This window comes from Burkholderia sp. BCC0506, from assembly GCF_902833145.1.
Classification (GTDB): domain Bacteria; phylum Pseudomonadota; class Gammaproteobacteria; order Burkholderiales; family Burkholderiaceae; genus Burkholderia.
Genome location: NZ_CADFEN010000014.1, coordinates 174,339 through 196,823 on the forward strand (window position 1 = coordinate 174,339; position 22,485 = coordinate 196,823).

Consider the following 22,485-nt stretch of genomic DNA (forward strand, 5'->3'; position numbering starts at 1 on the left):
GCGTAGCGCGCGCATCAATACAAAAAATTACTCATAAAAATCATGGAACTGCGCGGTCGCTAAAAGTCGGTGTCCTGCTGCGCTGCAAAAAATAATCAATCGACTTATGCTGGTTAACCCGATCGCGTTTGAGCGGCATCAAGTTTTCCGGTGATGCCGCTTTACATTTTGCCAACATTGGCGATTCACGAAATCTACCTGTCGGTTTGATTTCGTTCCTTTCGTCGCGCCTGTCCCCGATCCAGGGCGCGACCTCCTCAAGGCGTTGTTGACATGCATGATTTTCCCTTCTTGAGCCTGGCCATCTGGGTTCCGATAGTGTTCGGCGCGGGCCTGCTGCGCGCCGGTTCCGACCAGCATTCAGGGCGGATACGACTGATCGCGCTGGTCGGCGCGGTTGCCGGGCTGGCGGCCGTCGTGCCGCTGGTCGCCGGTTTCGACGCGCATTCGGCGGCGATGCAGTTCGTCGAAAGACGCGACTGGCTGGCGGCGTTCAATGCCGGCTGGCGCGTCGGTATCGACGGCGCGTCGCTGTGGCTCGTCGTGCTGACCGCCTTCACGACGCTCGTGGTGGTGGTCGCGTCGTGGGAAGCGGTCACGGTGCGCGTCGCGCAGTACTACGCGTCGTTCCTGATCCTGTCGGGGCTGATGGTCGGCGTGTTCGTCGCGCAGGACGGGCTGCTGTTCTTCATCTTCTTCGAGGCGACGCTGATCCCGCTGTACCTGCTGATCGGCACGTGGGGGCGCGAGCGCCGCGTGTATGCGGCCGTGAAGTTCTTCTTCATCTCGTTCGCCGGCTCGCTGTTGCTGCTGATGGCGATGCTGTACCTGTACGCGCAGTCGCATACGTTCGACATGGCCGTGTGGCGCACGCTGCAGCTCGGCTTCGCGCCGCAGTTGCTGGTGTTCCTCGGCTTCTTCGCCGCGTTCGCGGTCAAGGTGCCGATGTGGCCGGTGCACACGTGGCTGAGCGACGTGTACACGGACGGTCCGACGGGCGCCGCGCTGATGCTCGCGATGCTCAAGCTCGGCGGTTACGGGTTCCTGCGCTTCGCGCTGCCGATCACGCCCGACGCGAGCCACTTCTTCGCGCCGGCCGTGATCGCGCTGTCGCTGTTCGCGATCGTCTACGCGAGCCTGATCGCGCTCGCGCAGACCGATCTCGGCAAGCTGCTCGCGTATTCGACGGTCGCGCACATGGGGATCGTCACGCTCGGGCTGTTCCTGTTCAACCGGATCGGCGTCGAAGGCGCGATCGTGCAGCTCGTGTCGTACGGCTTCGTGGCAGGCGCGATGCTGTTGTGCGTGAACGTGCTCGTGGATCGCACCAGGCAGCGCGAGATCGCCGCGTACGGCGGCGTGGCAGGCGTGATGCCGCGTTTCGCGACCTTCACGCTGCTGTTCGCGATGGCCAACGTCGGCCTGCCGGGCACGTCGGGATTCGTCGGCGAGTTCATGGTGATCATGGGCGCGATCCGCTTCAACTTCTGGATCGGCGCGATCGCGGCGCTCACGCTGATTCTCAGCGCGTCGTACACGCTGTGGATGCTCAAGCGCGTGGTGTTCGGCAAGGTGTCGAGCCAGCGGATCGCGAAGCTCGCCGACCTGAACCGTCGCGAGATCGTGATGTTCGCGTCGCTCGCGCTGATCGTGCTGGCGGTCGGCATCGACCCGAAGCCGTTCACGGACGCGATCGATCCGACCGTCGGCAAGCTGATCCAGGAAGCGAGCCATTCGAAAGTGCCGGCAGGGGACGGCCCCGCGCAGGCGCTGCCGTCTTACATGGCATCGACGCACGACTGATCGCGGCACCCGCGCCGCGCCCGCGCAAACGTGCCGCATCGCGCGGCAGGCATCGTTGCGCGCGCATCGATCGAGGCCCGGCACGGGAGCGTGCCGGGCCGGTTCGCGGCTGCGTGAAATTGCCCCGCGACAATGTGACTCAGGGCAGATTCTGCAATGATGATTTGCCGCAGGCAGCGGTTTTTCATCGCACTCGCGCGACGTATGATTCGGCCAATTTCGTGAATCGAATGCGCATCGGGCATACGTAAACGGATTCAATGACCCGCGGGGCTGTGTGATGAGAAGAAGGGCTTCAAGAGGCTGGGCGGCGCTGATGTCAATCGGCGCGGCGTTGAGCCTGTCAGGTTGTAATTTAGATGTACTAAATCCGAAAGGAAGCGTGGGTGCGGCAGAAAAGGCACTGATCGCGACATCCACCTGGGCGATGCTGATCGTCGTCGTGCCGGTGATCCTGCTCACGCTATGGTTCGCGTGGCGTTACCGCGCATCGAACCGCAACGCCACGTATGCGCCGAACTGGTCGCACTCGACCGCGATCGAGGTCGTGATCTGGACGGTGCCGACGCTGATCATCCTGTTCCTCGGCGTGCTCACGTGGAAGACCACGCACGAGCTCGATCCGTACAAGCCGCTCGAATCGGCGGTGAAGCCGATCGACGTCGAAGTGGTCGCGCTCGACTGGAAATGGCTGTTCATCTATCCGGAGCTCGGCATCGCGTCGGTGAACCAGCTCGCGATTCCGGTCGGCACGCCGGTGAACTTCCGCATCACGTCCGATTCGGTGATGAACTCGTTCTTCATCCCGCAGCTCGGCGGCCAGGTCTACGCGATGGCCGGCATGCAGACGCGCCTGCACCTGATCGCCGACGAGCCCGGCAATTACGCGGGCACGTCCGCCAATTTCAGCGGCCGCGGTTTCTCCGACATGAAGTTCCGCACGCTCGCCGAGCCGCGCGAGCAGTTCGATGCGTGGGTGCAGAAGGTGAAGGCGTCGCCGGACCGGCTCGACGCGACCATGTACAGCGGCGTCGCGCAGCCGAGCGAGAAGGCGCCGGTGCGCTACTTCTCGTCGGTCGACCCGCGGCTCTTCCACAACATCATCGCGAAATACAACGACGGCCACGTCCTCGACCTGAAGGACGCCGCCTGCGGCACGAAGGGGTAACGCATGTTCGGCAAACTCACACTTTCGGCGATCCCGTTCGATCAGCCCATCATCATGGGGGCAGGCGCCTTCATGGGGCTGGTCGTGCTGGGCATTCTCGCCGCGCTGACGATCACCGGCCGCTGGAAATGGCTGTGGACGGAATGGCTGACCACGGTCGACCACAAGAGGCTCGGCGTGATGTACATCATCGTCGCGCTGATCATGCTGCTGCGCGGCTTCGCCGACGCGATCATGATGCGCATGCAGCTCGCGCTCGCATACAACGCGCCCGGTTACCTGCCGCCGCACCACTATGACCAGATCTTCACGGCGCACGGCGTGATCATGATCTTCTTCATGGCGATGGTGTTCATGGTCGGCCTGATGAACCTGGTCGTGCCGCTGCAGATCGGTGCGCGCGACGTCGCGTTCCCGTTCATCAACTCGCTGTCGTTCTGGATGACGGCGGTCAGCGCGATCCTGATCAACGTGTCGCTCGTGATCGGCGAATTCGCGCAGACGGGCTGGCTCGCGTACCCGCCGCTGTCGGAGCTGCAGTTCAGTCCGGGAGTAGGGGTCGACTACTACCTGTGGGCGCTGCAGATCTCCGGTGTCGGCACGCTGCTGACCGGCGTGAATTTCTTCGTGACGATCATCAAGATGCGCGCGCCGGGCATGACGCTGATGAAGATGCCCGTGTTCACGTGGACGGCCCTCTGCACGAACGTGCTGATCATGGCGTCGTTCCCGATCCTGACCGCGACGCTCGCGCTGCTCGGCCTCGACCGTTACCTCGGCATGCACTTCTTCACGAACGAAGCCGGCGGCAACGCGATGCTGTACCTGAACCTGATCTGGGCGTGGGGCCATCCGGAGGTGTACATCCTGATCCTGCCGGCGTTCGGGATCTTCTCGGAAGTCATCGCGACGTTCGCGAAGAAGCCGCTGTTCGGCTACAAGACGATGGTGTATGCGACCTGCGCGATCATGGTGCTGTCGTTCCTCGTGTGGCTGCATCACTTCTTCACGATGGGCTCCGGCGCGAACGTGAACGCGTTCTTCGGGATCATGACGATGATCATCGCGATTCCGACCGGCGTGAAGGTGTTCAACTGGCTGTTCACGATGTATCGCGGCCGGATCGCGTTCACGACACCCGTGCTGTGGACGATCGGCTTCATGGTCACGTTCACGCTCGGCGGCATGACCGGCGTGATGATGGCGATTCCGGGCGCGGACTTCGTGCTGCACAACAGCCTGTTCCTGATCGCGCACTTCCACAACGTGATCATCGGCGGCGTGCTGTTCGGCTATCTCGCGGGCTTCAACTACTGGTTCCCGAAGGCGTTCGGCTTCAAGCTGAACGAGAAGCTCGGCAAGGCCGCGTTCTGGTTCTGGCAGGTCGGCTTCTACGTCGCGTTCGTGCCGCTCTACGTGCTCGGCTTCATGGGCATGACGCGCCGCCTGAACCACTACGACAACCCGGCCTGGCATCCGTGGCTGCTGGTCGCCGCGTTCGGCGCCGTGCTGATCGCGATCGGCATCGCGTGCCAGCTGCTGCAGCTGGTGGTCAGCATCCGCAACCGCAACCTGCCTGCGTACCGCGACACGACGGGCGACCCGTGGGGCGGCCGCACGCTGGAGTGGGCGACCTCGTCGCCGCCGGCCGACTACAACTTCGCGGTGATCCCGCAGGTACGCACGCTCGACGCGTATGCGGACATGAAGGCGCGCGGCGAAGGCCGGCCGAACCCGGCGGCGATGCGCGACATCCACATGCCGTCGAATACCTGTGCGGGCCTCGTGATCGCGATCTTCAGCCTCGTGCTCGGCTTCGCGCTGGTGTGGCACATCTGGTGGATGGCGATCGGCGGGCTCGTCGGGATCGTCGCGACGCTCGTGATCTACAGCTCGCGCGACAACGACGGCTATTACATCCCTGCGTCGACGGTGCGCAAGACCGAAGACAAGCAGCCGACGCAGCGCACGGCCGCGCGCGTCGACGACGTGGAACTGGAGGCCAACTGATGTTGCAGAAAACCCTGAGCGCGACCCTGCTCGAGCACGACGACCATCCGCCGTCGCATTCAGTGTTCGGGTTCTGGCTGTACCTGATGACCGACTGCGTGATCTTCGCGGCGCTGTTCGCGACGTTCGCGGTGCTGGGCAACCAGTACGCGGGCGGTCCGACCGCGAAGGACCTGTTCGACATTCCGGGTGTCGCGGTCGAAACCGCCGCGCTGCTGTTGTCGAGCATCACCTACGGCTTCGCGATGCTCGCGGCGTACAAGCAGCGGCGCGGTGCGCTGCTCGCATGGCTCGCGGTGACGTTCGTGCTCGGCGCGGCGTTTCTCGCGATGGAACTGCGCGAGTTCTCGCATCTGATCGCGGAAGGCGCCGGCCCGCAGCGCAGCGCGTTCCTGTCGGCGTTCTTCACGCTGGTCGGCACCCACGGGCTGCACGTGACGGCCGGCCTGTTGTGGATGATCGTGCTGGCCGCGCAGATCGTGTTGCGCGGCGGCGACCTGACCGATCGCGACCTGCGACGCCTGACGTGCCTGAGCCTGTTCTGGCACTTCCTCGACATCGTGTGGATCTGCGTGTTTTCCTTTGTCTATCTCGCGAGCGTGATCTAAATGGCCCATTCGCATTCGTCTCAACTCGAAGAAGGGCACGGCAGTGTCGGCGGCTACGTCGCCGGTTTCATCCTGTCGGTGCTGCTCACGGCCGCGTCGTTCGGCCTCGTGATGGGCGGCGTGCTGTCGCCGCATGCGTCGCTGATCGGGCTGGCCGTGCTCGCCTTCGTGCAGATCGTCGTGCACCTCGTGTACTTCCTGCACATGAACGGCTCGTCGGGCCAGCGCTGGAACGTGATGGCGTTCAGCTATACGGTGCTGACCGCGGCGATCCTGATCGTCGGCACGCTGTGGGTGATGCACAACGTCAGCATGAACATGATGTCGCGTTGAGCGGCAGCGTGGCGCAACGGGTTCACATCCGTGCGTGTTCATGAAGAAAAGGCGGCACGCAGGTGCCGCCTTTTCGCTTTTCCGGCTGCATCGGGCCGGACCGTGCGGTCAGCGGTGCGTGCCCGCGTCGGCCGTCAGCGCGTGCGTGCAGTCGGCGCGGTACTCGGCGGCGAGCCGATGCTTCGCGTCGGCGAGATCGTCGGGGTAGTACGGGCTCGCGTGGGCCGGCTCGTAGCCGACCTGTTCGAGTTCGCTCAGTTCGCGCACCAGATCCGCACGCGTGACGCTGCTGCCCGTGTGCACGAACGGGTACGCGTTGCATTCCTGCGGGGTGAGGTGGGGGCCCGCGAGCGCGGCGGTGCTGGCGCATGCGAGCAGCATGCAGACGATGGGGGTCGACAGTTTCATCCGGTAGCTCCTGGGTTTCGCGGCCCGATGCCGCTTGACTGTCAGCGTAGGCGGGCGAGGTCGCAGGGCGCGCGACGTGCGGATGAAGGATGTTTCATGTACGCACGTCGCGATGCCGGATGAAGTTATTTTCATCTGGCGCCGCACGGCGGTCGCGACGCTTACGATAGTGGCGGGCGCATCGTGCGCGCCCGTCTTGACGTTCATTGCGAGGGAACCATGCGAGTACTGACGGTCGAGGACGATACGGTGACCGCGAACGAAATCGTCGGCGAACTGACCGCGCGCGGGTTCGAGGTCGACTGGATCGACAACGGCCGCGAAGGGATGATGCGCGCGATGAGCGCATCGTACGATGCGATCACGCTCGACCGGATGCTGCCGGGCGCGGACGGCCTCGCGATCGTGACCGCGATGCGCACGGTCGGCATCGACACGCCGGTGCTGATGCTGAGCGCGCTCGGCGACGTCGACGAGCGCATCCGCGGGCTGCGCGCGGGCGGCGACGATTACCTGACGAAGCCGTTCGATTCCGGCGAACTGAGCGCGCGCATCGAAGTGCTGCTGCGCCGCCGGCAGGCGGCGGGCGTGCCGCAGCAGGCGCGGCTGAAGGTCGGTGCGCTCGAGCTCGACCTCATTTCGCGCTGCGCGCGCCGCGGCGCCGACGAGATTCCATTGCTGCCGACCGAATTCCGCGTGCTCGAATTCATGATGCGCAACGCGGGCCAGACGATCACGCGCACGATGCTGTTCGAGGCCGTATGGGGCTATCACTTCGATCCCGGCACCAACCTGATCGACGTCCACATGGGCCGGCTGCGCAAGAAGATCGATCCTCCCGGTGCCGAGCCGATGATCCAGACGGTGCGCGGATCGGGTTACGTGCTCGCTTGACGGAGGCGCCGATGGACGCAGCCCGCGCGGCGAACTTCACGCGCCGCTGGCATACGACGACGTTTCGCTGGCTGTGCGCGTACGCGGCGATCTTCTCGGTGTCGCTGCTGCTGCTCGCGGGCGTGATCAGCGTGGCCGCGACGCACACGATGACGCGCGACACCGACGAGGTGCTCGCGTGGCAACTGATCTATTTCGATTCGATTCCCGATGCCGAGCTGCCGCTCGCGATCCATCGGCGGCTCGAGCACGAGCACATGCACACGAACTTCTACGGGCTGTTCGATGCGGGCGGGCGCCGCGTGGCCGGCGACATCGCGGCGCCGCCCGTGCTGCGCACGGATCGCCACGGCCGGACGCTGAACCGCACGCTCGCGCTGCTCGACGGCCAATCGTCGCCGATCGTGCGCGCGATGGCCGTGCGCCGCGACGACGGCATGACGCTCGTGGTCGCGCGCGACCTGTCGCATTTCATCCAGATCCGCGAAGTCGCGATCCGCGGGCTCGTGATCGGCGGCGTGGTGATCCTGATCGCGGGCATCGCCGGCGGCAGCATGCTCGGCATGCGGCAGATGCGCCGCGTCGCCGCGATCCGGCGCGTCACCCGGCAGATCGCCGAAGGCGATCTCGGCAAGCGGCTGCCCGTCGGTCGCTACGACGAACTCGATCTGCTCGCGCATCTCGTGAACCACATGCTCGACGAAGTCGAGCGGCTGATGGGCGAGGTGCGCCATACCTGCGACGGGATCGCGCACGACCTGCGCACGCCGCTCGCACGCGTGCATACGATGCTGGCGCGGCTCGCCGACCAGCCGTTCTGCGCGCACGATTCCGCGTCGGCGGCGCTGCTGGCGTCGGCGCGGGACGAAACCGACCGGCTGCTCGAACGTTTTCGCGCGATGCTGCGCATCTCCGAGATCGGCACGCTGAGCCGGCGCGGCGGCTTCGCCGCGGTGGACGTCGCGGCCTTGCTGCGCGACGTGTGCGAACTTTACGAGCCGCTGGCCGAGGACGTCGACGTGTCGTTCGCGCTCGAGGCGGCCGCGGTCGACGGCATCCATGGCGATCGTGCGTTGCTGTTCGAGGCGTTCAGCAATCTCGCGGACAACGCGATCAAGTTCACGCCGCCGGGCGGCCGCGTGCGCGTCGTGCTCGAGGCGACGCCGCACGGTCCGCTCGTCCGGTTCGAGGACACCGGGCCGGGCATTGCGCCCGGCGAGCGCAACGCGGTGCTCGAACGCTTCTATCGCGGCGAGCGCACGCGCCATGTGCACGGCTCGGGGCTCGGGTTGAGCATCGTGTCGGCGGTGATGCGCGTGCACGGTTTCGCGCTGCGGATCGGCGATGCGCAGCCGGCCGGGGCGGCGATCACGGTCGAATGCTGGCCGCGTTCGCTCGCATGATGCAGAAGGAGAGCAGGCGATGCGCATCCTGCTGATTGCTCCGCCGGGCCCGGACGCGTCGCGGCTCGACAAGGCGTTTCGAGAGAGCATGCACGGCGTCGAGCGTGTCGACGAATGGCGCGATGGCTGTTTCGCGGCGACGCAGGACCGCTTCGACGCAATCGTGATCGTCGCGGTCGAAGGGGCTTCCGTGCCGGCGATTCTCGACGGATTGCCGCGGCTCGCCGCGTCGGCCGGCAACGCGACGATTGCCGCGATCGTCGCCGGCGCCTCGTCCGCCCGCCGTGCGCGGATGCTGAAGGCCGGCTGCGACATCTGCCTGGCCCATCCGTGTTCGTTCGTCGAATTGCACGAGCGGCTGCGCGCGCTGTGGCGCCGCGCGGGCGTCATCGCGATGCGCGAATCGATCCGGCTCGACACGGCGACGCGCGCCCTCGAGGAGCCGGGCCGGCGGCTCGCGCTCAGCGCACGGGAATTTCGCGTCGTCGAATGCCTGTTGCGCGAAGCGGGGCGGCCGGTCGGGCGTGATGCCGTGCTGCGTTATGCGTGGGACGATGCCGACATCGAACCCGAAACGGTCAATGCGCTCGTCGTGCGGTTGCGGCGCAAGCTGGCCGCGCACGCGTTCTCCGCACGGATCGAAACGGTTGCGCGGTTCGGCTTCCGGCTCGACACGGGCGGGTGACGGGCACGGATATCGACGCTCGGGCGGAGGGTCTTGACGAGCCCGAGCGGCTGGTGCAGGGTGCGCGGCGCCGCCTGACGCCGGGCGCGGAGCAGGGTGCGAGCGGTTTCGGGAAAGGGCGCGGACGGGCGAGCGGCGTCGATTGTTACAAGACGTTAGCGCGGGCTTCCCGTTGCGATGCCGCGCATCAGTTCTTACAAACTTGAAATATGCGGAGACGGTGCTTGCCGCTATAGTCGAATCACACATGACACAACCAGAAGAGGAATCCATGAAGACTTTGCGTGTTGCCTCGCTCCTGACCGGTATGACGGCCTTGCTCGTGTCGGGCGCAGCAATGGCGGGAGTCAATGTCGGGATCAACGTCGGCGTGCCGGCACCGGTCTACGTCGCGCCCGCGCCCGTGTATGCGCCGCCGCCTCCGCCGCCGGTCGTCTACCAGCCGGCGCCTGTCTATGCCCCGGCGCCCGTGTACGCACCGGCGCCGGCGATCGTGATCGGCTGGCACGGCGACCGCTACTGGGACGGCCGCCGCTACTGGGGCCGCGACGAGTGGTATCGCCATCATGGCCGCGGCTGGGGCGGCGATCGCGGTCACTGGGATCATGGCCGCCACAACGGCTGGCGCTGATCGACGGGTCGCGCATGCGCGCCGCGTGCGCGACAACGGCTCATGAAGAAACCGCCCGTGTGGCGGTTTTCTTTTGGCTTGACGGATTGAATAGGTAGAATCGTCCCACGTTACTACCCTCATTCGACCGACAGAGCCTCTATGACGAAGGGTTCGCCCCGGGCCGCCGCCGCGCGTGCCCGCTTCGGCGCGCTGCGGGCCGCCGGCCGCATGGCCGCGGTGCTGGCGCTGCACGCGGTGTTCGCCGCGCCGGCGGCACATGCCGCCTATGCGATTGCGCAGTACGGCGAGCCGAAGTATCCGCCCGGCTTCAAGCATTTCGACTACGTGAACCCCGACGCGCCGAAGGGCGGCACGCTCGTGCTCGCGAACCCGAACCGGCTGACGTCGTTCGACAAGTTCAATCCGTTCACGATGCGCGGCAACCCGGCGCCGGGCATCGACATGCTGTTCGAGAGCCTCGCGACCGGCAGCTCCGACGAACCGGCGTCCGCATACGGGCTGCTGGCCGACGACATCGACGTCGCGCCGGACCGCCGTTCGGTCACGTTCCACCTGAATCCGCGCGCGCGCTTCTCCAACGGCGATCGCGTGACCGCCGACGACGTCAAGTTCTCGTTCGACACGCTGAAGAGCAAGCAGGCCGCGCCGCAGTTCGGCGCGTATTTCGCGGAGATCGCGAAGGCCGTGGTTGTCGATCCGGCGACCGTGCGTTTCGAGTTCCGCAGTGCGAATCGCGAGCTGCCGCTGATCGCCGGCGGCGTGCCCGTGTTCTCGCGCAAGTGGGGATTGCGCGCGGACGGCTCGCGCATCCCGTTCGACCAGCTCGCGTTCGAGCAGCCGATCGGCAGCGGCCCGTACCTGATCGAGCGCTACGACAACGGCCGTACGATCACCTACCGGCGCAACCCCGCGTACTGGGGTGCCGACCTGCCGGTGCGGGTCGGCACCCACAACTTCGAGCGCATCGTCTACAAGCTCTACGGCGACGGCGTCGCGCGGCTCGAGGCGTTCAAGGCCGGCGAATACGACGTGCTCGTCGAGTACGTCGCGCGCAACTGGACGCGGCGCGACGTCGGCAAGCGTTTCGACAGCGGCGAGCTCGTCAAGCGCGAATTCCGCCAGCATAACGGCGCCGGCATGCAGGGTTTCTTCATGAACCTGCGCCGGCCGCTGTTCCGCGACGTGCGCGTGCGCCAGGCGCTCGACCTCGCGTTCGACTTCGAATGGCTGAACCGGCAGCTGTTCTACAGTGCCTACACGCGCCTCAACAGTTATTTCGCCGATACCGACCTGCAGGCGACCGGTACGCCGGGCGAGGGCGAGCTGAAGCTGCTGGAGCCGCTGCGCGCGCAGCTCGATCCGGCCGTGTTCGGCCCGATGGTCACGCAGCCGGACACCAACCCGCCGGGTTCGCTGCGCGCGAACCTGCTGAAGGCGCGCGCACTGCTTGCGCAGGCCGGCTGGACCTATCGCGACGGCGCGCTGCGCAATGCGAAGGGCGAGCCGTTCGCGTTCGAGATCCTCGACGATGCGGGCGGCGCGATGGAAGGCGTCGTGACCGCCTACCAGCGCAATCTGGCGAAGCTCGGCATCGCCGTGCGGTTTCGCACGGCCGATTTCGCGCTGCTGCAAAAGCGCCTCGATGCATTCGACTACGACATGACGACGATCCACCTGCCGGGCGTGCAGGTGCCGGGCGCCGAGCAATACTCGCGCTATGCGAGCAAGTTCGCCGACGAGCCGGGCTCCGACAACTTCATCGGACTGAAATCGCCGGCCGTCGACGCGTTGCTGCACGCGCTCGGCGCCGCGCAGACGCGCGAGGAACTGCTCGACGCGACGCACGCGCTCGACCGTGTGCTGATGCACGGCTACTACGCGGTCCCGCAGTGGTACAACACGACGCACCGCGTCGCGTACAAGCGCACGCTCGCCTATCCGCAGACGCTGCCGCTGTACTATTCGGCCGAGGGCTGGGTCGTATCGACCTGGTGGGCCAAGCCCGATCACTGACCCGCGCCGGCCCTTCATCCCATTCCGCCACCCGATCACGAGTCGACGCCCTATGTGGAGCTACATCCTCAAACGCCTGCTGCTGATGATCCCGACGCTCGTCGGCGTGCTGACCCTGACGTTCGCGGTGATCCAGTTCGTGCCGGGCGGCCCCGTCGAACAAGCCGTGCAGGAGCTGCGCAAGGGCGCGACGGAGCAGGGCGCGACGCCGTTCGGGATGCGCGCGCATACCGGCGTCGACGCGCAGCAGCTCGCGCAGCTCAAGGCGCTGTACGGTTTCGACAAGCCGCCGCTCGAACGCTACTGGCTGATGCTCAAGCGCTTCGCGCGCTTCGATCTCGGCGACAGCTACTTCCGCCACCAGAGCGTGTGGTCGCTGGTCGTGCAGAAGCTGCCCGTATCGATCAGCATCGGGCTGTGGACGTTCTTCCTCACGTACCTGATCTCGGTGCCGCTCGGCATCGCGAAGGCCGTGCGCAACGGTTCGCCGTTCGACGTCGCGACGAGCCTCGTCGTGCTCGTCGGCTACGCGATTCCGGGCTTCGTGCTCGGCGTGCTGCTGCTCGTGCTGTTCGGCGGCGGGTCGTTCTGGCAGCTCTTTCCGCTGCGCGGCCTCACGTCGGACAACTTCGCGCAGTTGTCGCTCGTCGGCAAGGTGCTCGACTACCTGTGGCACATCGCGCTGCCGATCACCGCGTCGGTCGTCGGCAGCTTCGCGGTCGTCACGATGCTCACGAAGAACGCGTTCCTCGACCAGATCCGCCGGCAATACGTGCTGACCGCGCGCGCGAAGGGGCTCTCCGAGCGCAGCGTGCTGTGGAAGCACGTGTTCCGCAACGCGATGCTGCCGCTGATCGTCGGCTTTCCGGCCGCGTTCATCGGGGCGTTCTTCACCGGCAGCCTGCTGATCGAGACGCTGTTCTCGCTCGACGGCCTCGGGCTGCTGTCGTACGAGTCGGTCGTGCGGCGCGATTACCCGGTCGTGCTCGGCACGCTGTACCTGTTCACGCTGATCGGGCTCGCGACCAAGCTGATCTCCGATCTTTGCTATGTGTGGGTCGATCCGCGCATTCAATTCGACAACCTGGAGCGCTGACATGAAACGAGCCATCCGCATGCCCGGCGCCAGCGGGCGAGGCGCGCGATGAACCGGGCCGTCGCCTCTTCCCGTATCGACGCCGCGCGCGCGCGCGTGTCGCCTTCGCCCGCCCGCCGCGTGTGGCAGCGCTTCAGGCAGCAGCGCCTCGGCTACTGGAGTTTCGTGATTTTCGTCGTGGCCTTTGCCGCCAGCCTCGCGGCGCCGCTGTGGTCGAACGACAAGCCGCTCGTCGTGCGCTACGACGGCCAGACCTATTTCCCGATCTTCCATGCGTACCCGGAGACGACCTTCGGCGGCGATTTCCCGACCCCGGCCGACTATCTCGATCCGTACGTGCGCAAGCGGCTCGAGGCGCCCGGCAACTTCGTCGTCTATCCGCCGAACCGCTATTACTACGACACGCTGAACTACTTCTCGAACGTGCCGAACCCGGCGCCGCCGTCGCGCGAGAACTGGCTCGGCACCGATGCGCAGGGCCGCGACCTGCTCGCGCGGCTCGTGTACGGGTTCCGCGTGTCGGTCGAGTTCGGGCTGATCCTGACCGTGATCGGCACGCTGCTCGGGATCGCCGCGGGCGCCGTGCAAGGCTTCTTCGGCGGGCGCATCGACATCGTCGGGCAGCGGCTGATCGAGATCTGGAGCTCGCTGCCGGAGCTGTACCTGCTGATCATCTTCGCGTCGATCTTCGAGCCGAGCTTCCTGCTGCTGATCGTGCTGCTGTCGCTGTTCGGCTGGATCGGGCTCGCCGACTACGTGCGCGCGGAATTCCTGCGCAACCGCACCCAGGACTACGTGCGCGCGGCGCGCGCGATGGGGCTCACGAATTGGCAGATCATCTGGCGCCACGTGCTGCCGAACAGCCTCACGCCGGTGATCACGTTCCTGCCGTTCCGGATGAGCGGCTCGATCCTCGCGTTGACGAGCCTCGATTTCCTCGGGCTCGGCGTGCCGCCGCCGACGCCGAGCCTGGGCGAACTGCTCGCGCAGGGCAAGGGCAACCTCGATGCGTGGTGGATCTCGCTGTCGACGTTCGGCGTCCTGGTCGCGACGCTGCTGCTGCTGACCTTCATGGGCGACGCGCTGCGCAACGCGCTCGATACGCGGATCGCCGATTCGGTGCGCGCGGCGGGAGGCCAGCGATGAGCGACGCTGTCGTATCGAAGGCGGAAGAACCGCTGCTGTCGCTCGAGCGTCTGCACGTCCGTTTCGGCGACACGGTCGCGGTGAACGACGTGACGCTCGCGATCGGGCGCGGCGAGCGGGTCGCGCTCGTCGGCGAGTCGGGGTCGGGCAAGAGCGTGACCGCGCTGTCGATCCTGCGGTTGCTGCGCGACGCCGAAGTCACGGGCGCGATCCGCTTCGCGGGGCAGGACCTGGTGGCCAAGAGCGAGCGCGAGATGCGCGGGCTGCGCGGCTCGGATATCGCGATGATCTTCCAGGAGCCGATGACGGCGCTCAACCCGCTGTATACGATCGGCGTGCAGATCGGCGAGACGATCGTGCTGCACGACGGCGTATCGGCTGTCGAGGCGCGCAAGCGGGCGATCGCGTTGCTCGCGCGCACCGGCATCGCGGAGCCGGAGAAGCGCGTCGACAGCTACCCGCACCAGTTGTCGGGCGGCCAGCGGCAGCGCGCGATGATCGCGATGGCGCTCGCGTGCCGGCCGCGCCTGCTGCTGGCCGACGAGCCGACCACCGCGCTCGACGTGACGATCCGCGCGCAGATCGTCGACCTGCTGCTGGAGCTGCAGCGCGAGGAAGCGGAAAAGCGCGGGATGGCGATCCTGCTGATCACGCACGACCTGAATCTCGTGCGGCACTTCGCGCAGCGCGTCGCGGTGATGGAGCACGGCCGGCTCGTCGAGAGCGGGCCCGTCGAGCGGATCTTCGCGGCACCCGAGCATCCGTATACGCAGCGGCTGCTGAACAGCCGGCCGCAACGCGCGGTCATGCCGGTGATGCCGATCGCGCCCGTCGTGCTCGACGCGCGCCACGTGAGCGTGCAGTTCGCGCGCAAGCGGCCGGGCTTCGCGGGCTGGTTCGGCACGGTGCCGGTGACGGCCGTCGCCGACGTGTCGGTGTCGGTGCGGCAGGGCGAAACGCTCGGCATCGTCGGCGAATCGGGATCGGGGAAGTCGACGCTCGCGATGGCGCTGCTCGGGCTGCAGAAGACGGCCGGCGGCGAGATCGAATTCCAGGGGCGCGCGCTGTCGACCTATCGCGGCCGCGAACAGACCGCGCTGCGCTCGAACATGCAGGTGGTCTTTCAGGATCCGTTCAGTTCGCTTTCGCCGCGTCACACGATCGAGCGGATCGTCGGCGAGGGGCTCGAGCTGCATCGCCCGGACATGACGCCGGACGCACGCCGCGCGAAGTCGCTCGCCGTGCTGCGCGAAGTCGGCCTCGACCGCACGGTGCTGCACCGTTATCCGCACGAATTCTCGGGCGGCCAGCGCCAGCGGATCGCGATCGCGCGCGCGCTGGTGCTGGAGCCGCGCATCCTGATCCTCGACGAGCCGACGTCGGCGCTCGACGTGTCGATCCAGCAGCAGGTGCTGAAGCTGCTCGCGAATTTGCAACAGAAATACAACCTCGGCTATGTGTTCATCAGCCACGACCTGGAGGTGATCGGCGCGATGGCGCACCGGGTCGCGGTGATGCAGGACGGCGCCGTCGTGGAGTCGGGGGAGGTGACCGACATCTTCACCCGACCGTCACATCCTTACACACAAAAGCTGTTGAAAGCGGTCTGGAAAGCGTGATAGGCGTCCAATGGTCTGACCATCTCGATTGTATTTATTAATTTGTTTTGACAAACGATTACGCGCTGGCTAGTATCGACCGAAATTTTCCGCCAATCAGCTGATTTTTAAGCACATTCCATCGACCAATGCAGCATCGATCCCTGACCCAGGCATGCGCGCGCACCATCGCCGGGCTGTTCATCGGCGCCCTGTTCGCAGCAGCTCCCGGCGCTTTCGCCGACGAAGTCAGCAGTTTTAACCAGAATGTCAGCAATTCGACTCAGATCGGGTCGGGTTCCTCCCTCCAGCAGACCAGCGCGCAGCCGTCGAGCGGCGGCGCGAAGTCGTTCCTTGCCGGCATGGCGGGCAAGGCAGGCGACGTGGTGGTCGGCGCGCTGAACATGATCGGCGTGCGGTATCGCTGGGGCGGCAACTCGCCGGATTCGGGCCTCGACTGCAGCGGCTTCGTGCGCTACGTGTTCCAGGACACGCTCGGCATGTCGCTGCCGCGTCGCGCGGAAGAAATGAGCCGCGTCGGCGAGAAGGTGAGCATGAGCAACCTGAAGCCGGGCGATCTCGTGTTCTTCAACACGATGCGCCGCACGTTCTCGCACGTCGGCATCTACATCGGCGACAACAAGTTCGTGCACTCGCCGTCGACGGGCAGCACGGTTCGCGTCGACGATCTCGACAGCGGCTACTGGGAAAAGCGGTTCACCGGCGCGCGCCGGATCGAATCGGAATTCCCGATGAAGCCCGAAGACCTGCGTCAGCGTGTGCGCGCGACGATCGGCGACGATTCGGCGAACGGCAACAACTGACGTTTGCCGGTCGGTCGGGCCGGACGATAAAAAACCCTGTCACCGAAAGGCGGCAGGGTTTTTTGTTTTGGCGCCGGCGATGCGCGGCAGTCGTTTCGCCGGCGCGGGGAGGCGCCGCGTGCCGCGGCCTCCCGCCCGTCGCGGCTTACGCGGCGGCAGTCACGCCGCGCGCCGCCGCGAGCTTGCGCTGCAGTTCCGGCATGATGCGCGCGACCGCCTCCTCGCCCGCGAGGATCGCCGCGTTGCGCTGGTTGAAGTCGCTGCCGCCCATCGCCGCGAGGTTCGGGCGAATCACGACGTCCGCGTACTTGTCGAGTTCGTAGGTCTTGATCGTCTGGCCCATGATCGTGAAGGTCTGCAGCAGCATCTCGATCGGGTTGTTGGTGGCCGCGCCGTCGGGCCGCGCGGAGATATCGACCGCGATCACGAAGCTCGCGCCCATCTTGCGCGCGTACGACGCGGGCACCGGGCTCACCAGGCCGCCGTCCACGTATTCGCGATTGCCGATCCTCACCGGCTCGAACACCGACGGCACGCTGCACGACGCGCGCACCGCAAGCCCCGTGTTGCCTTGCTGGAACAGGATCGGCTGGCCGCTTTGCAGGTCCGTCGCGACGATGCCGAGCGGCTTCGCCATCTTCTCGATCGGCCGGTTGTTGAGCGTCTTGTTCAGGAAGTTCTGCAGCGCGACGCCTTGCAGCAGCCCGCGCGAGCGAAACGGCAGCGCCCAGTCGCTGATCGACGCCTGGTCCATGTCGAGGGCGATCTTGTTGATCTGCAGCGCGTTCATGCCCGACGCGTAGAGTGCGCCGACGACCGAACCGGCGCTCGTTCCCGCGACGATCTCGATCGGAATGCCGCGCGCTTCGAGCGCCTTCAGCACGCCGATGTGCGAGAAGCCGCGCGCGGCGCCGCCGCCGAGCGCGATGCCGATCTTGACGGGCTTCTCCTGCGGCAGGGCCGCGCCGGGGCGGGACTTGTCGCCGAAGGATGTACAGGCGGCGAGGCTGGCGGACGCGCACGCGATCGTGAAGTGGCGGCGCGACAGGCGAGGGGACGACATCGAATGGTTCTCCGGCGGCTTGGCGGCGGGTCACACGGCCCGCGGCGGCGATAGGTTTCCGAGCGGCCGCGCAGCGGATGGCGAGCGGCCGGCGCCGCGCCGGCTGGCGGCCGCGGCGCGCACATCATAAAGCAAGCGGTGCGCTTGGCGCGATGTCCGGCGCGAGTATAATTCCGGCTTCTTTCCCGTTCCGGGCGCCGCCGGCTCCGTTGCTGTCCGGGCTGCCGCCGCCGTCCCGCGTCGAATCATTCATGCGCCCCAGGCGTTCGAGTTACCGTTTATGACCCGTCCTGTCCGTACCCGCTTCGCGCCGAGTCCCACCGGCTTCATCCACCTCGGCAACATCCGCTCCGCGCTTTACCCGTGGGCGTTTGCCCGCAAGATGAAAGGCACGTTCGTGCTGCGCATCGAGGATACCGACGTCGAGCGCTCGTCGCAGGAAGCGGTCGATGCGATCCTCGAAGGGATGCAATGGCTCGGGCTGGATTTCGACGAAGGCCCGATCTACCAGATGCGGCGGATGGACCGCTATCGCGAAGTGCTCGCGCAGATGCTCGAGAAGGGCCTCGCGTATCCGTGCTACATGTCGGCCGAGGAGCTCGACGCGTTGCGCGAGCGCCAGCGCGAAGCCGGCCTGAAGCCGCGCTATGACGGCACGTGGCGTCCGGAGCCCGGCAAGGTGCTGCCGGAGCCGCCGGCCGGCGTGAAGCCGGTGCTGCGCTTTCGCAATCCGCTGACGGGCACGGTCGTGTGGGACGACGCGGTGAAGGGGCGTGTCGAGATCTCGAACGAGGAGCTCGACGACCTCGTGATCGCGCGCCCGGACGGCACGCCGATCTACAACTTCTGCGTGGTGGTGGACGACATGGACATGGGCATCACGCACGTGATCCGTGGCGACGATCACGTGAACAACACGCCGCGCCAGATCAACATCCTGAAGGCGCTCGGTGGCGAACCGCCCGTCTATGCGCACCTGCCGACCGTGCTGAACGAGCAGGGCGAGAAGATGAGCAAGCGGCATGGCGCGATGAGCGTGATGGCGTACCGCGACGCGGGCTTCCTGCCCGAGGCCGTCGTCAACTATCTCGCGCGCCTGGGCTGGTCGCACGGCGACGCCGAAATTTTCTCGCGCGAGCAGTTCGTCGAATGGTTCGATCTCGAGCATCTCGGCAAGTCGCCCGCGCAGTACGACCACAGCAAGCTGAGCTGGCTGAACGCGCATTACATCAAGGAAGCCGACAACGCGCGCCTCGCCGAACTCGCGAAGCCGTTCCTCGACGCGCTCGGCATCGACGACGCGGCGATCGCGACGGGCCCCGCGCTCGATGCGGTGGTCGGCCTGATGAAGGATCGCGCGACGACCGTCAAGGAGATCGCGGAAGGTGCGGCGATGTTCTACCGCGTGCCGGCGCCCGATGCAGACGCGCTCGCGCAGCACGTGCCCGATGCGGTGCGCCCGGCGCTGACCGATCTCGTCGCCGCGCTGAAGGCGGCCGACTGGACGAAGGAGGCAGTGTCCGCGGCGCTGAAGGCGACGCTCGCCACGCACAAGCTGAAGATGCCGCAACTGGCGATGCCGGTGCGTCTGCTGGTGGCCGGCACGACGCACACGCCATCGATCGATGCCGTGCTCGTGCTGTTCGGTCGTGATGTCGTGGTGTCGCGCATCGAGGCCGCGCTCGCCTGAGGTTCGTGCGTCGGTGAAGCTGCCCGCGCATGCGCGCGCGGCGGCTTCGCAAAAAAATTCGCGCGAATCGCAAAAAGGGTATTTACAAGTTCAAAGTAGGTCCATATAATCTCATTTCTGTTCTGCAAGGGGGTATAGCTCAGCTGGGAGAGCGCTTGCATGGCATGCAAGAGGTCAGCGGTTCGATCCCGCTTACCTCCACCAACAGAACAAACAGAATTGATTTGCGAAGCAGCGGTAGTAATAAATGCTTCACAAAATGATTCAAAGCAGTTAGAATTTCGGCCTTCGCTGTTGACTGGAAGTGAATAGCGAAAGTCAGACAAATCTGAAAAGATTATGTCCCCTTCGTCTAGAGGCCTAGGACATCACCCTTTCACGGTGAGTACAGGGGTTCGAATCCCCTAGGGGACGCCAAATGCAGCGGCGTTTCGTAGAAGTGTCGCGAGGCTTGCAGGAACGTAACCGACGTCCTGCAGGTTGGGTAAGAAAGCTGGAGCGGTAGTTCAGTCGGTTAGAATACCGGCCTGTCACGCCGGGGGTCGCGGGTTCGAGTCCCGTCCGCTCCGCCAGAACGAAGCCCGTTCAAGACGTCTTTGAGCGGGCTTTTGTATTAAAGATGTAAGCAGTACGTTGTCCCCTTCGTCTAGAGGCCTAGGACATCACCCTTTCACGGTGAGTACAGGGGTTCGAATCCCCTAGGGGACGCCAGATTCAGCGGCGTTTCGTGGAAGTGCCGCAACGCGTGCAGGAACGTGACGAGATCCTGCGGGCGGTGGTAAGAAAGCTGGAGCGGTAGTTCAGTTGGTTAGAATACCGGCCTGTCACGCCGGGGGTCGCGGGTTCGAGCCCCGTCCGCTCCGCCAGAACGAAGCCCGTTCAAAAGCGTCTTTTGAACGGGCTTTCTCGTTAAGGATGTAAGCAGTACGTTGTCCCCTTCGTCTAGAGGCCTAGGACATCACCCTTTCACGGTGAGTACAGGGGTTCGAATCCCCTAGGGGACGCCAGATTTCGGCGTCGTTCGAACAAACGATGCGCCGGCAGGAAGTAACCGACGCCTGCCAGGCAAGCAGCAAGACTGGAGCGGTAGTTCAGTCGGTTAGAATACCGGCCTGTCACGCCGGGGGTCGCGGGTTCGAGTCCCGTCCGCTCCGCCAGAAAATGAAGAAGCCCGCCTCGTGCGGGCTTTTTCATTTGCATCGCTCATTGCGCCCGCTTGCGGGCGCGTGACCGCGGAGTGGAGGAAGCCGCCTGCGCGGCTTCCGGCGGGACTCGAAGGGTTGCGCGTGCACGCGCAACCGCGGCCTGCAGGATGTGGGCGAGTCCCGTCCGCTCCGCCAGAAAATGAAGAAGCCCGCCTCGTGCGGGCTTTTTCATTTGCATGGCTCGTTGCGCCCGCTTGCGGGCGCGTGACCGCGGAGTGGAGGAAGCCGCCTGCGCGGCTTCCGGCGGGACTCGAAGGGTTGCGCGTGCACGCGCAACCGCGGCCTGCGGGATGTAGGCGAGTCCCGTCCGCTCCGCCAGAAAATGAAGAAGCCCGCCTCGGGCTGACCATAGATTTCGTTGGTGCCGTCCGTTCGCATTTCACCCCGCATGCCGCATCGCGCGCCGCGCGCCTACGAGAAATTCGCGATTGCATCCGCCCGCGACTGCGCTATCGTGGCGGGATGCGTTTCCGACTCCTGCGCGATGCTCGATCCGACCGACCTGCGACTCCTGTATCAGCTCCGGCCCGCGGAGCCCGGCGATTTCCCGTATGCCGAAGCGTTGACGCACGGCAACATGGGCGGCTACTACAAGCGCCACGGGCTCGTGTGGCGCAGCGACCTGTTCTATGCGAGCTGGCGCGAATCCGAGAACTTCATCCTCGAGGCCGACGGCGAGCGTATCGGCGTGCTGCGTGTGACCGAGGAGGGCGATTCGTTGCATATCCGCGACGTGCAGATCGCGGCCGGCCATCGCGGGCAGGGCGCCGGCACCTACATGCTCGAAATGTCGCATCGCTGGGCGCGCGCGCGCGGGCTGCACGAACTGCAGTTGCGCGTGTTCGTCGACAACCCCGCCGCGCGCTTGTACTTGCGCATGGGCTACCGGGTCACCGGGCCGCGGCTCGCGCAACTCGGCTCGATTCGCCACATGGTGCGGCCGGTCTGACGCGCCGGCGCGCCGGCGCGTGCAATCAGCGCGCGGTGTCGATCGCGTCGTCGTCCGGCGTTTCGTCGTCCGCGACGCCGCCTTCCGGGCCTCGATGCTCGTAGCCGCGCAGCATGAACGCGCGCGGGCTTTCGCCGAATGCGCGACGGAACATGGCCGAGAACGCACTCTGACTCTGGTAGCCGAGCTCGCGCGCGATATGCGATAGCGGCCGCCCCTGGTTCAGCAGCGGAATCGCTCGCGCGAGCAGCGCCTGCTGGCGCCACTGCGAAAAGCTCACGCCCAGTTCCTGCTTGAAGAGCCGGGAGATCGTGCGCGTGCTCGCGCCGACCTCGCTCGCCCAGTGTTCGAGCGACTCCGCATGCGCGGGGTGTGCGAGTACCGATTCGCACAGCAGGCGCAGCCGTTTTTCGTCGGGCATCGGCACCGCGAGCGGCAGCGGCTCGGCGCGACTCAACTCGTCGAGCACGAGCCCGCACAGCAGGCGCTCGCGCGCGGTGCTCAGGTCGCGCGCATCGAGCGCGACGATCAGCTCGCGCAGCAGCCCCGTCACCTCGACGACGCGGCATGCGTCGAGGCCGTCGGGCACGATCGACTCGTCGATGTACAGCGTGCGCAAATAGGCCTCTTCGACGATCACGACCTCGTGCGTCACGTGCGGCGGCACCCAGATCGCGCGGGACGGCGGCACCATCCACGTCGTGCCGGTCGTCGCGACGCGCAGCACGCCGCGCGACGCGTACGCGAGCTGCGCCCAGGCATGCGTGTGCAGCGGAATGCGGCGGCCGGCGTCGACTTGCCGCGCGCGCACGCGCATCGGATGGGCGGCGGTCGGCGCGAATTCCGGCGGGATATCGATGACATCGTACGGATTCGATACGTCGGCTGAGGCGGGCGGATTCATGAACGATTCGGGCGGCGGCGGCGATGCCGTCATTTTAGAAGGCGCAGCGCT

The 22,485-nt window shown here is 66.1% G+C and carries 19 protein-coding genes and 7 tRNA genes; 23 read left to right on the forward strand and 3 right to left on the reverse strand.

The window, feature by feature from the left end; translation table 11 throughout:
* The first annotated feature begins 273 nt into the window (after window positions 1-273).
* The 5 genes from HWX62_RS28185 (at window position 274) to cyoD (ending at window position 5,922) form a co-directional block, all read left to right on the forward strand.
* Window positions 274-1,803, forward strand: a complete 1,530-nt coding sequence (locus tag HWX62_RS28185; protein ID WP_175932231.1) for an NADH-quinone oxidoreductase subunit M — start codon at window positions 274-276, stop codon at window positions 1,801-1,803.
* A 280-nt stretch (window positions 1,804-2,083) separates the two neighbouring features.
* The gene (gene cyoA, locus HWX62_RS28190) at window positions 2,084-2,971 is read left to right on the forward strand and encodes a ubiquinol oxidase subunit II (protein WP_175932230.1); all 888 of its coding nucleotides are present in this window, start codon (window positions 2,084-2,086) and stop codon (window positions 2,969-2,971) included.
* A gap of 3 nt (window positions 2,972-2,974) precedes the next feature.
* A complete protein-coding gene (gene cyoB / locus HWX62_RS28195; protein ID WP_175985291.1) occupies window positions 2,975-4,981 on the forward strand; it encodes a cytochrome o ubiquinol oxidase subunit I in 2,007 nt (668 codons plus the stop codon).
* Complete coding sequence (gene cyoC, locus HWX62_RS28200) at window positions 4,981-5,589, forward strand: cytochrome o ubiquinol oxidase subunit III (protein ID WP_175932228.1); 609 nt, start codon at window positions 4,981-4,983, stop codon at window positions 5,587-5,589. Before cyoB ends, cyoC begins: the two co-directional genes overlap by 1 nt.
* Window positions 5,590-5,922 carry a cytochrome o ubiquinol oxidase subunit IV gene (gene cyoD / locus HWX62_RS28205; protein WP_059573658.1) on the forward strand — a complete coding sequence of 111 codons (333 nt, stop codon included), beginning with the start codon at window positions 5,590-5,592 and terminating at the stop codon, window positions 5,920-5,922. It begins immediately after the preceding gene.
* A 108-nt stretch (window positions 5,923-6,030) separates the two neighbouring features.
* On the opposite strand, the gene HWX62_RS28210 is transcribed toward cyoD, so the two are convergent.
* Window positions 6,031-6,330 carry a DUF4148 domain-containing protein gene (locus tag HWX62_RS28210; protein ID WP_175932227.1) on the reverse strand — a complete coding sequence of 100 codons (300 nt, stop codon included), beginning with the start codon at window positions 6,328-6,330 and terminating at the stop codon, window positions 6,031-6,033.
* Between the two features lie 219 nt (window positions 6,331-6,549).
* On the opposite strand from HWX62_RS28210, the gene HWX62_RS28215 reads away from it, so the two are divergent.
* The 9 genes from HWX62_RS28215 to HWX62_RS28255 all read left to right on the forward strand — a co-directional run bounded on the left by HWX62_RS28215 (window position 6,550) and on the right by HWX62_RS28255 (window position 16,623).
* Window positions 6,550-7,224 carry a response regulator transcription factor gene (locus tag HWX62_RS28215; RefSeq protein ID WP_175932226.1) on the forward strand — a complete coding sequence of 225 codons (675 nt, stop codon included), beginning with the start codon at window positions 6,550-6,552 and terminating at the stop codon, window positions 7,222-7,224.
* A gap of 11 nt (window positions 7,225-7,235) precedes the next feature.
* Window positions 7,236-8,627, forward strand: coding sequence for a HAMP domain-containing sensor histidine kinase (locus HWX62_RS28220; protein ID WP_175932225.1), 1,392 nt, complete (start codon window positions 7,236-7,238; stop codon window positions 8,625-8,627).
* A 19-nt stretch (window positions 8,628-8,646) separates the two neighbouring features.
* Complete coding sequence (locus HWX62_RS28225; RefSeq protein WP_175932224.1) at window positions 8,647-9,312, forward strand: winged helix-turn-helix domain-containing protein; 666 nt, start codon at window positions 8,647-8,649, stop codon at window positions 9,310-9,312.
* Between the two features lie 271 nt (window positions 9,313-9,583).
* Window positions 9,584-9,943, forward strand: a complete 360-nt coding sequence (locus tag HWX62_RS28230; RefSeq protein ID WP_175932223.1) for a hypothetical protein — start codon at window positions 9,584-9,586, stop codon at window positions 9,941-9,943.
* A gap of 141 nt (window positions 9,944-10,084) precedes the next feature.
* Entirely contained in the window at window positions 10,085-11,959 is a 1,875-nt protein-coding gene (locus HWX62_RS28235; RefSeq protein WP_175932222.1) for an extracellular solute-binding protein, read from the forward strand.
* 52 nt (window positions 11,960-12,011) lie between these two features.
* Window positions 12,012-13,055 (forward strand): ABC transporter permease subunit, encoded by a 1,044-nt coding sequence (locus HWX62_RS28240; protein ID WP_006481944.1) that lies wholly within the window; start codon window positions 12,012-12,014, stop codon window positions 13,053-13,055.
* Between the two features lie 48 nt (window positions 13,056-13,103).
* A complete protein-coding gene (locus HWX62_RS28245; protein ID WP_175932221.1) occupies window positions 13,104-14,201 on the forward strand; it encodes an ABC transporter permease in 1,098 nt (365 codons plus the stop codon).
* A complete protein-coding gene (locus HWX62_RS28250) occupies window positions 14,198-15,820 on the forward strand; it encodes a dipeptide ABC transporter ATP-binding protein (RefSeq protein ID WP_175932220.1) in 1,623 nt (540 codons plus the stop codon). Before HWX62_RS28245 ends, HWX62_RS28250 begins: the two co-directional genes overlap by 4 nt.
* Window positions 15,821-15,948: 128 nt before the next feature.
* Window positions 15,949-16,623 carry a C40 family peptidase gene (locus HWX62_RS28255; RefSeq protein WP_175932219.1) on the forward strand — a complete coding sequence of 225 codons (675 nt, stop codon included), beginning with the start codon at window positions 15,949-15,951 and terminating at the stop codon, window positions 16,621-16,623.
* Window positions 16,624-16,768: 145 nt separating this feature from the next.
* Here HWX62_RS28255 and HWX62_RS28260 read toward each other — a convergent pair whose 3' ends face one another.
* Complete coding sequence (locus HWX62_RS28260) at window positions 16,769-17,686, reverse strand: patatin-like phospholipase family protein (protein ID WP_175932218.1); 918 nt, start codon at window positions 17,684-17,686, stop codon at window positions 16,769-16,771.
* 280 nt (window positions 17,687-17,966) lie between these two features.
* On the opposite strand from HWX62_RS28260, the gene gltX reads away from it, so the two are divergent.
* The 9 genes from gltX to HWX62_RS28305 all read left to right on the forward strand — a co-directional run bounded on the left by gltX (window position 17,967) and on the right by HWX62_RS28305 (window position 21,530).
* Entirely contained in the window at window positions 17,967-19,376 is a 1,410-nt protein-coding gene (gene gltX, locus HWX62_RS28265) for a glutamate--tRNA ligase (RefSeq protein ID WP_175932217.1), read from the forward strand.
* A gap of 128 nt (window positions 19,377-19,504) precedes the next feature.
* Window positions 19,505-19,580, forward strand: a tRNA-Ala gene (locus HWX62_RS28270).
* A 137-nt stretch (window positions 19,581-19,717) separates the two neighbouring features.
* Window positions 19,718-19,793: transfer RNA gene (locus HWX62_RS28275), tRNA-Glu, on the forward strand.
* 78 nt (window positions 19,794-19,871) lie between these two features.
* Window positions 19,872-19,948: transfer RNA gene (locus tag HWX62_RS28280), tRNA-Asp, on the forward strand.
* 63 nt (window positions 19,949-20,011) lie between these two features.
* Window positions 20,012-20,087: transfer RNA gene (locus tag HWX62_RS28285), tRNA-Glu, on the forward strand.
* A 78-nt stretch (window positions 20,088-20,165) separates the two neighbouring features.
* Window positions 20,166-20,242, forward strand: a tRNA-Asp gene (locus tag HWX62_RS28290).
* 65 nt (window positions 20,243-20,307) lie between these two features.
* A tRNA-Glu gene (locus tag HWX62_RS28295) sits at window positions 20,308-20,383 on the forward strand.
* Window positions 20,384-20,456: 73 nt separating this feature from the next.
* Window positions 20,457-20,533 (forward strand) — tRNA-Asp (locus tag HWX62_RS28300).
* Between the two features lie 532 nt (window positions 20,534-21,065).
* Window positions 21,066-21,530, forward strand: coding sequence for a GNAT family N-acetyltransferase (locus HWX62_RS28305; RefSeq protein WP_077203695.1), 465 nt, complete (start codon window positions 21,066-21,068; stop codon window positions 21,528-21,530).
* A 25-nt stretch (window positions 21,531-21,555) separates the two neighbouring features.
* On the opposite strand, the gene HWX62_RS28310 is transcribed toward HWX62_RS28305, so the two are convergent.
* Complete coding sequence (locus HWX62_RS28310) at window positions 21,556-22,434, reverse strand: helix-turn-helix transcriptional regulator (protein WP_175932216.1); 879 nt, start codon at window positions 22,432-22,434, stop codon at window positions 21,556-21,558.
* Window positions 22,435-22,485 lie beyond the last annotated feature (51 nt).

What these genes read in the sequence shown, in the direction of transcription:
- cyoB (WP_175985291.1), top strand. Translation starts at nt 2,975, where the DNA reads ATGTTCGGCAAACTCACACTTTCGGCGATCCCGTTCGATCAGCCCATC.
- HWX62_RS28245 (WP_175932221.1), top strand. Translation starts at nt 13,104, where the DNA reads ATGAACCGGGCCGTCGCCTCTTCCCGTATCGACGCCGCGCGCGCGCGC.
- HWX62_RS28235 (WP_175932222.1), top strand. Translation starts at nt 10,085, where the DNA reads ATGACGAAGGGTTCGCCCCGGGCCGCCGCCGCGCGTGCCCGCTTCGGC.
- cyoA (WP_175932230.1), top strand. Translation starts at nt 2,084, where the DNA reads ATGAGAAGAAGGGCTTCAAGAGGCTGGGCGGCGCTGATGTCAATCGGC.
- HWX62_RS28250 (WP_175932220.1), top strand. Translation starts at nt 14,198, where the DNA reads ATGAGCGACGCTGTCGTATCGAAGGCGGAAGAACCGCTGCTGTCGCTC.
- HWX62_RS28260 (WP_175932218.1), bottom strand. Translation starts at nt 17,686, where the DNA reads ATGTCGTCCCCTCGCCTGTCGCGCCGCCACTTCACGATCGCGTGCGCG.
- gltX (WP_175932217.1), top strand. Translation starts at nt 17,967, where the DNA reads ATGACCCGTCCTGTCCGTACCCGCTTCGCGCCGAGTCCCACCGGCTTC.
- HWX62_RS28255 (WP_175932219.1), top strand. Translation starts at nt 15,949, where the DNA reads ATGCAGCATCGATCCCTGACCCAGGCATGCGCGCGCACCATCGCCGGG.
- HWX62_RS28210 (WP_175932227.1), bottom strand. Translation starts at nt 6,330, where the DNA reads ATGAAACTGTCGACCCCCATCGTCTGCATGCTGCTCGCATGCGCCAGC.
- HWX62_RS28305 (WP_077203695.1), top strand. Translation starts at nt 21,066, where the DNA reads ATGCTCGATCCGACCGACCTGCGACTCCTGTATCAGCTCCGGCCCGCG.
- HWX62_RS28220 (WP_175932225.1), top strand. Translation starts at nt 7,236, where the DNA reads ATGGACGCAGCCCGCGCGGCGAACTTCACGCGCCGCTGGCATACGACG.
- cyoD (WP_059573658.1), top strand. Translation starts at nt 5,590, where the DNA reads ATGGCCCATTCGCATTCGTCTCAACTCGAAGAAGGGCACGGCAGTGTC.
- HWX62_RS28240 (WP_006481944.1), top strand. Translation starts at nt 12,012, where the DNA reads ATGTGGAGCTACATCCTCAAACGCCTGCTGCTGATGATCCCGACGCTC.
- HWX62_RS28230 (WP_175932223.1), top strand. Translation starts at nt 9,584, where the DNA reads ATGAAGACTTTGCGTGTTGCCTCGCTCCTGACCGGTATGACGGCCTTG.
- HWX62_RS28310 (WP_175932216.1), bottom strand. Translation starts at nt 22,434, where the DNA reads ATGAATCCGCCCGCCTCAGCCGACGTATCGAATCCGTACGATGTCATC.
- cyoC (WP_175932228.1), top strand. Translation starts at nt 4,981, where the DNA reads ATGTTGCAGAAAACCCTGAGCGCGACCCTGCTCGAGCACGACGACCAT.
- HWX62_RS28225 (WP_175932224.1), top strand. Translation starts at nt 8,647, where the DNA reads ATGCGCATCCTGCTGATTGCTCCGCCGGGCCCGGACGCGTCGCGGCTC.
- HWX62_RS28185 (WP_175932231.1), top strand. Translation starts at nt 274, where the DNA reads ATGCATGATTTTCCCTTCTTGAGCCTGGCCATCTGGGTTCCGATAGTG.
- HWX62_RS28215 (WP_175932226.1), top strand. Translation starts at nt 6,550, where the DNA reads ATGCGAGTACTGACGGTCGAGGACGATACGGTGACCGCGAACGAAATC.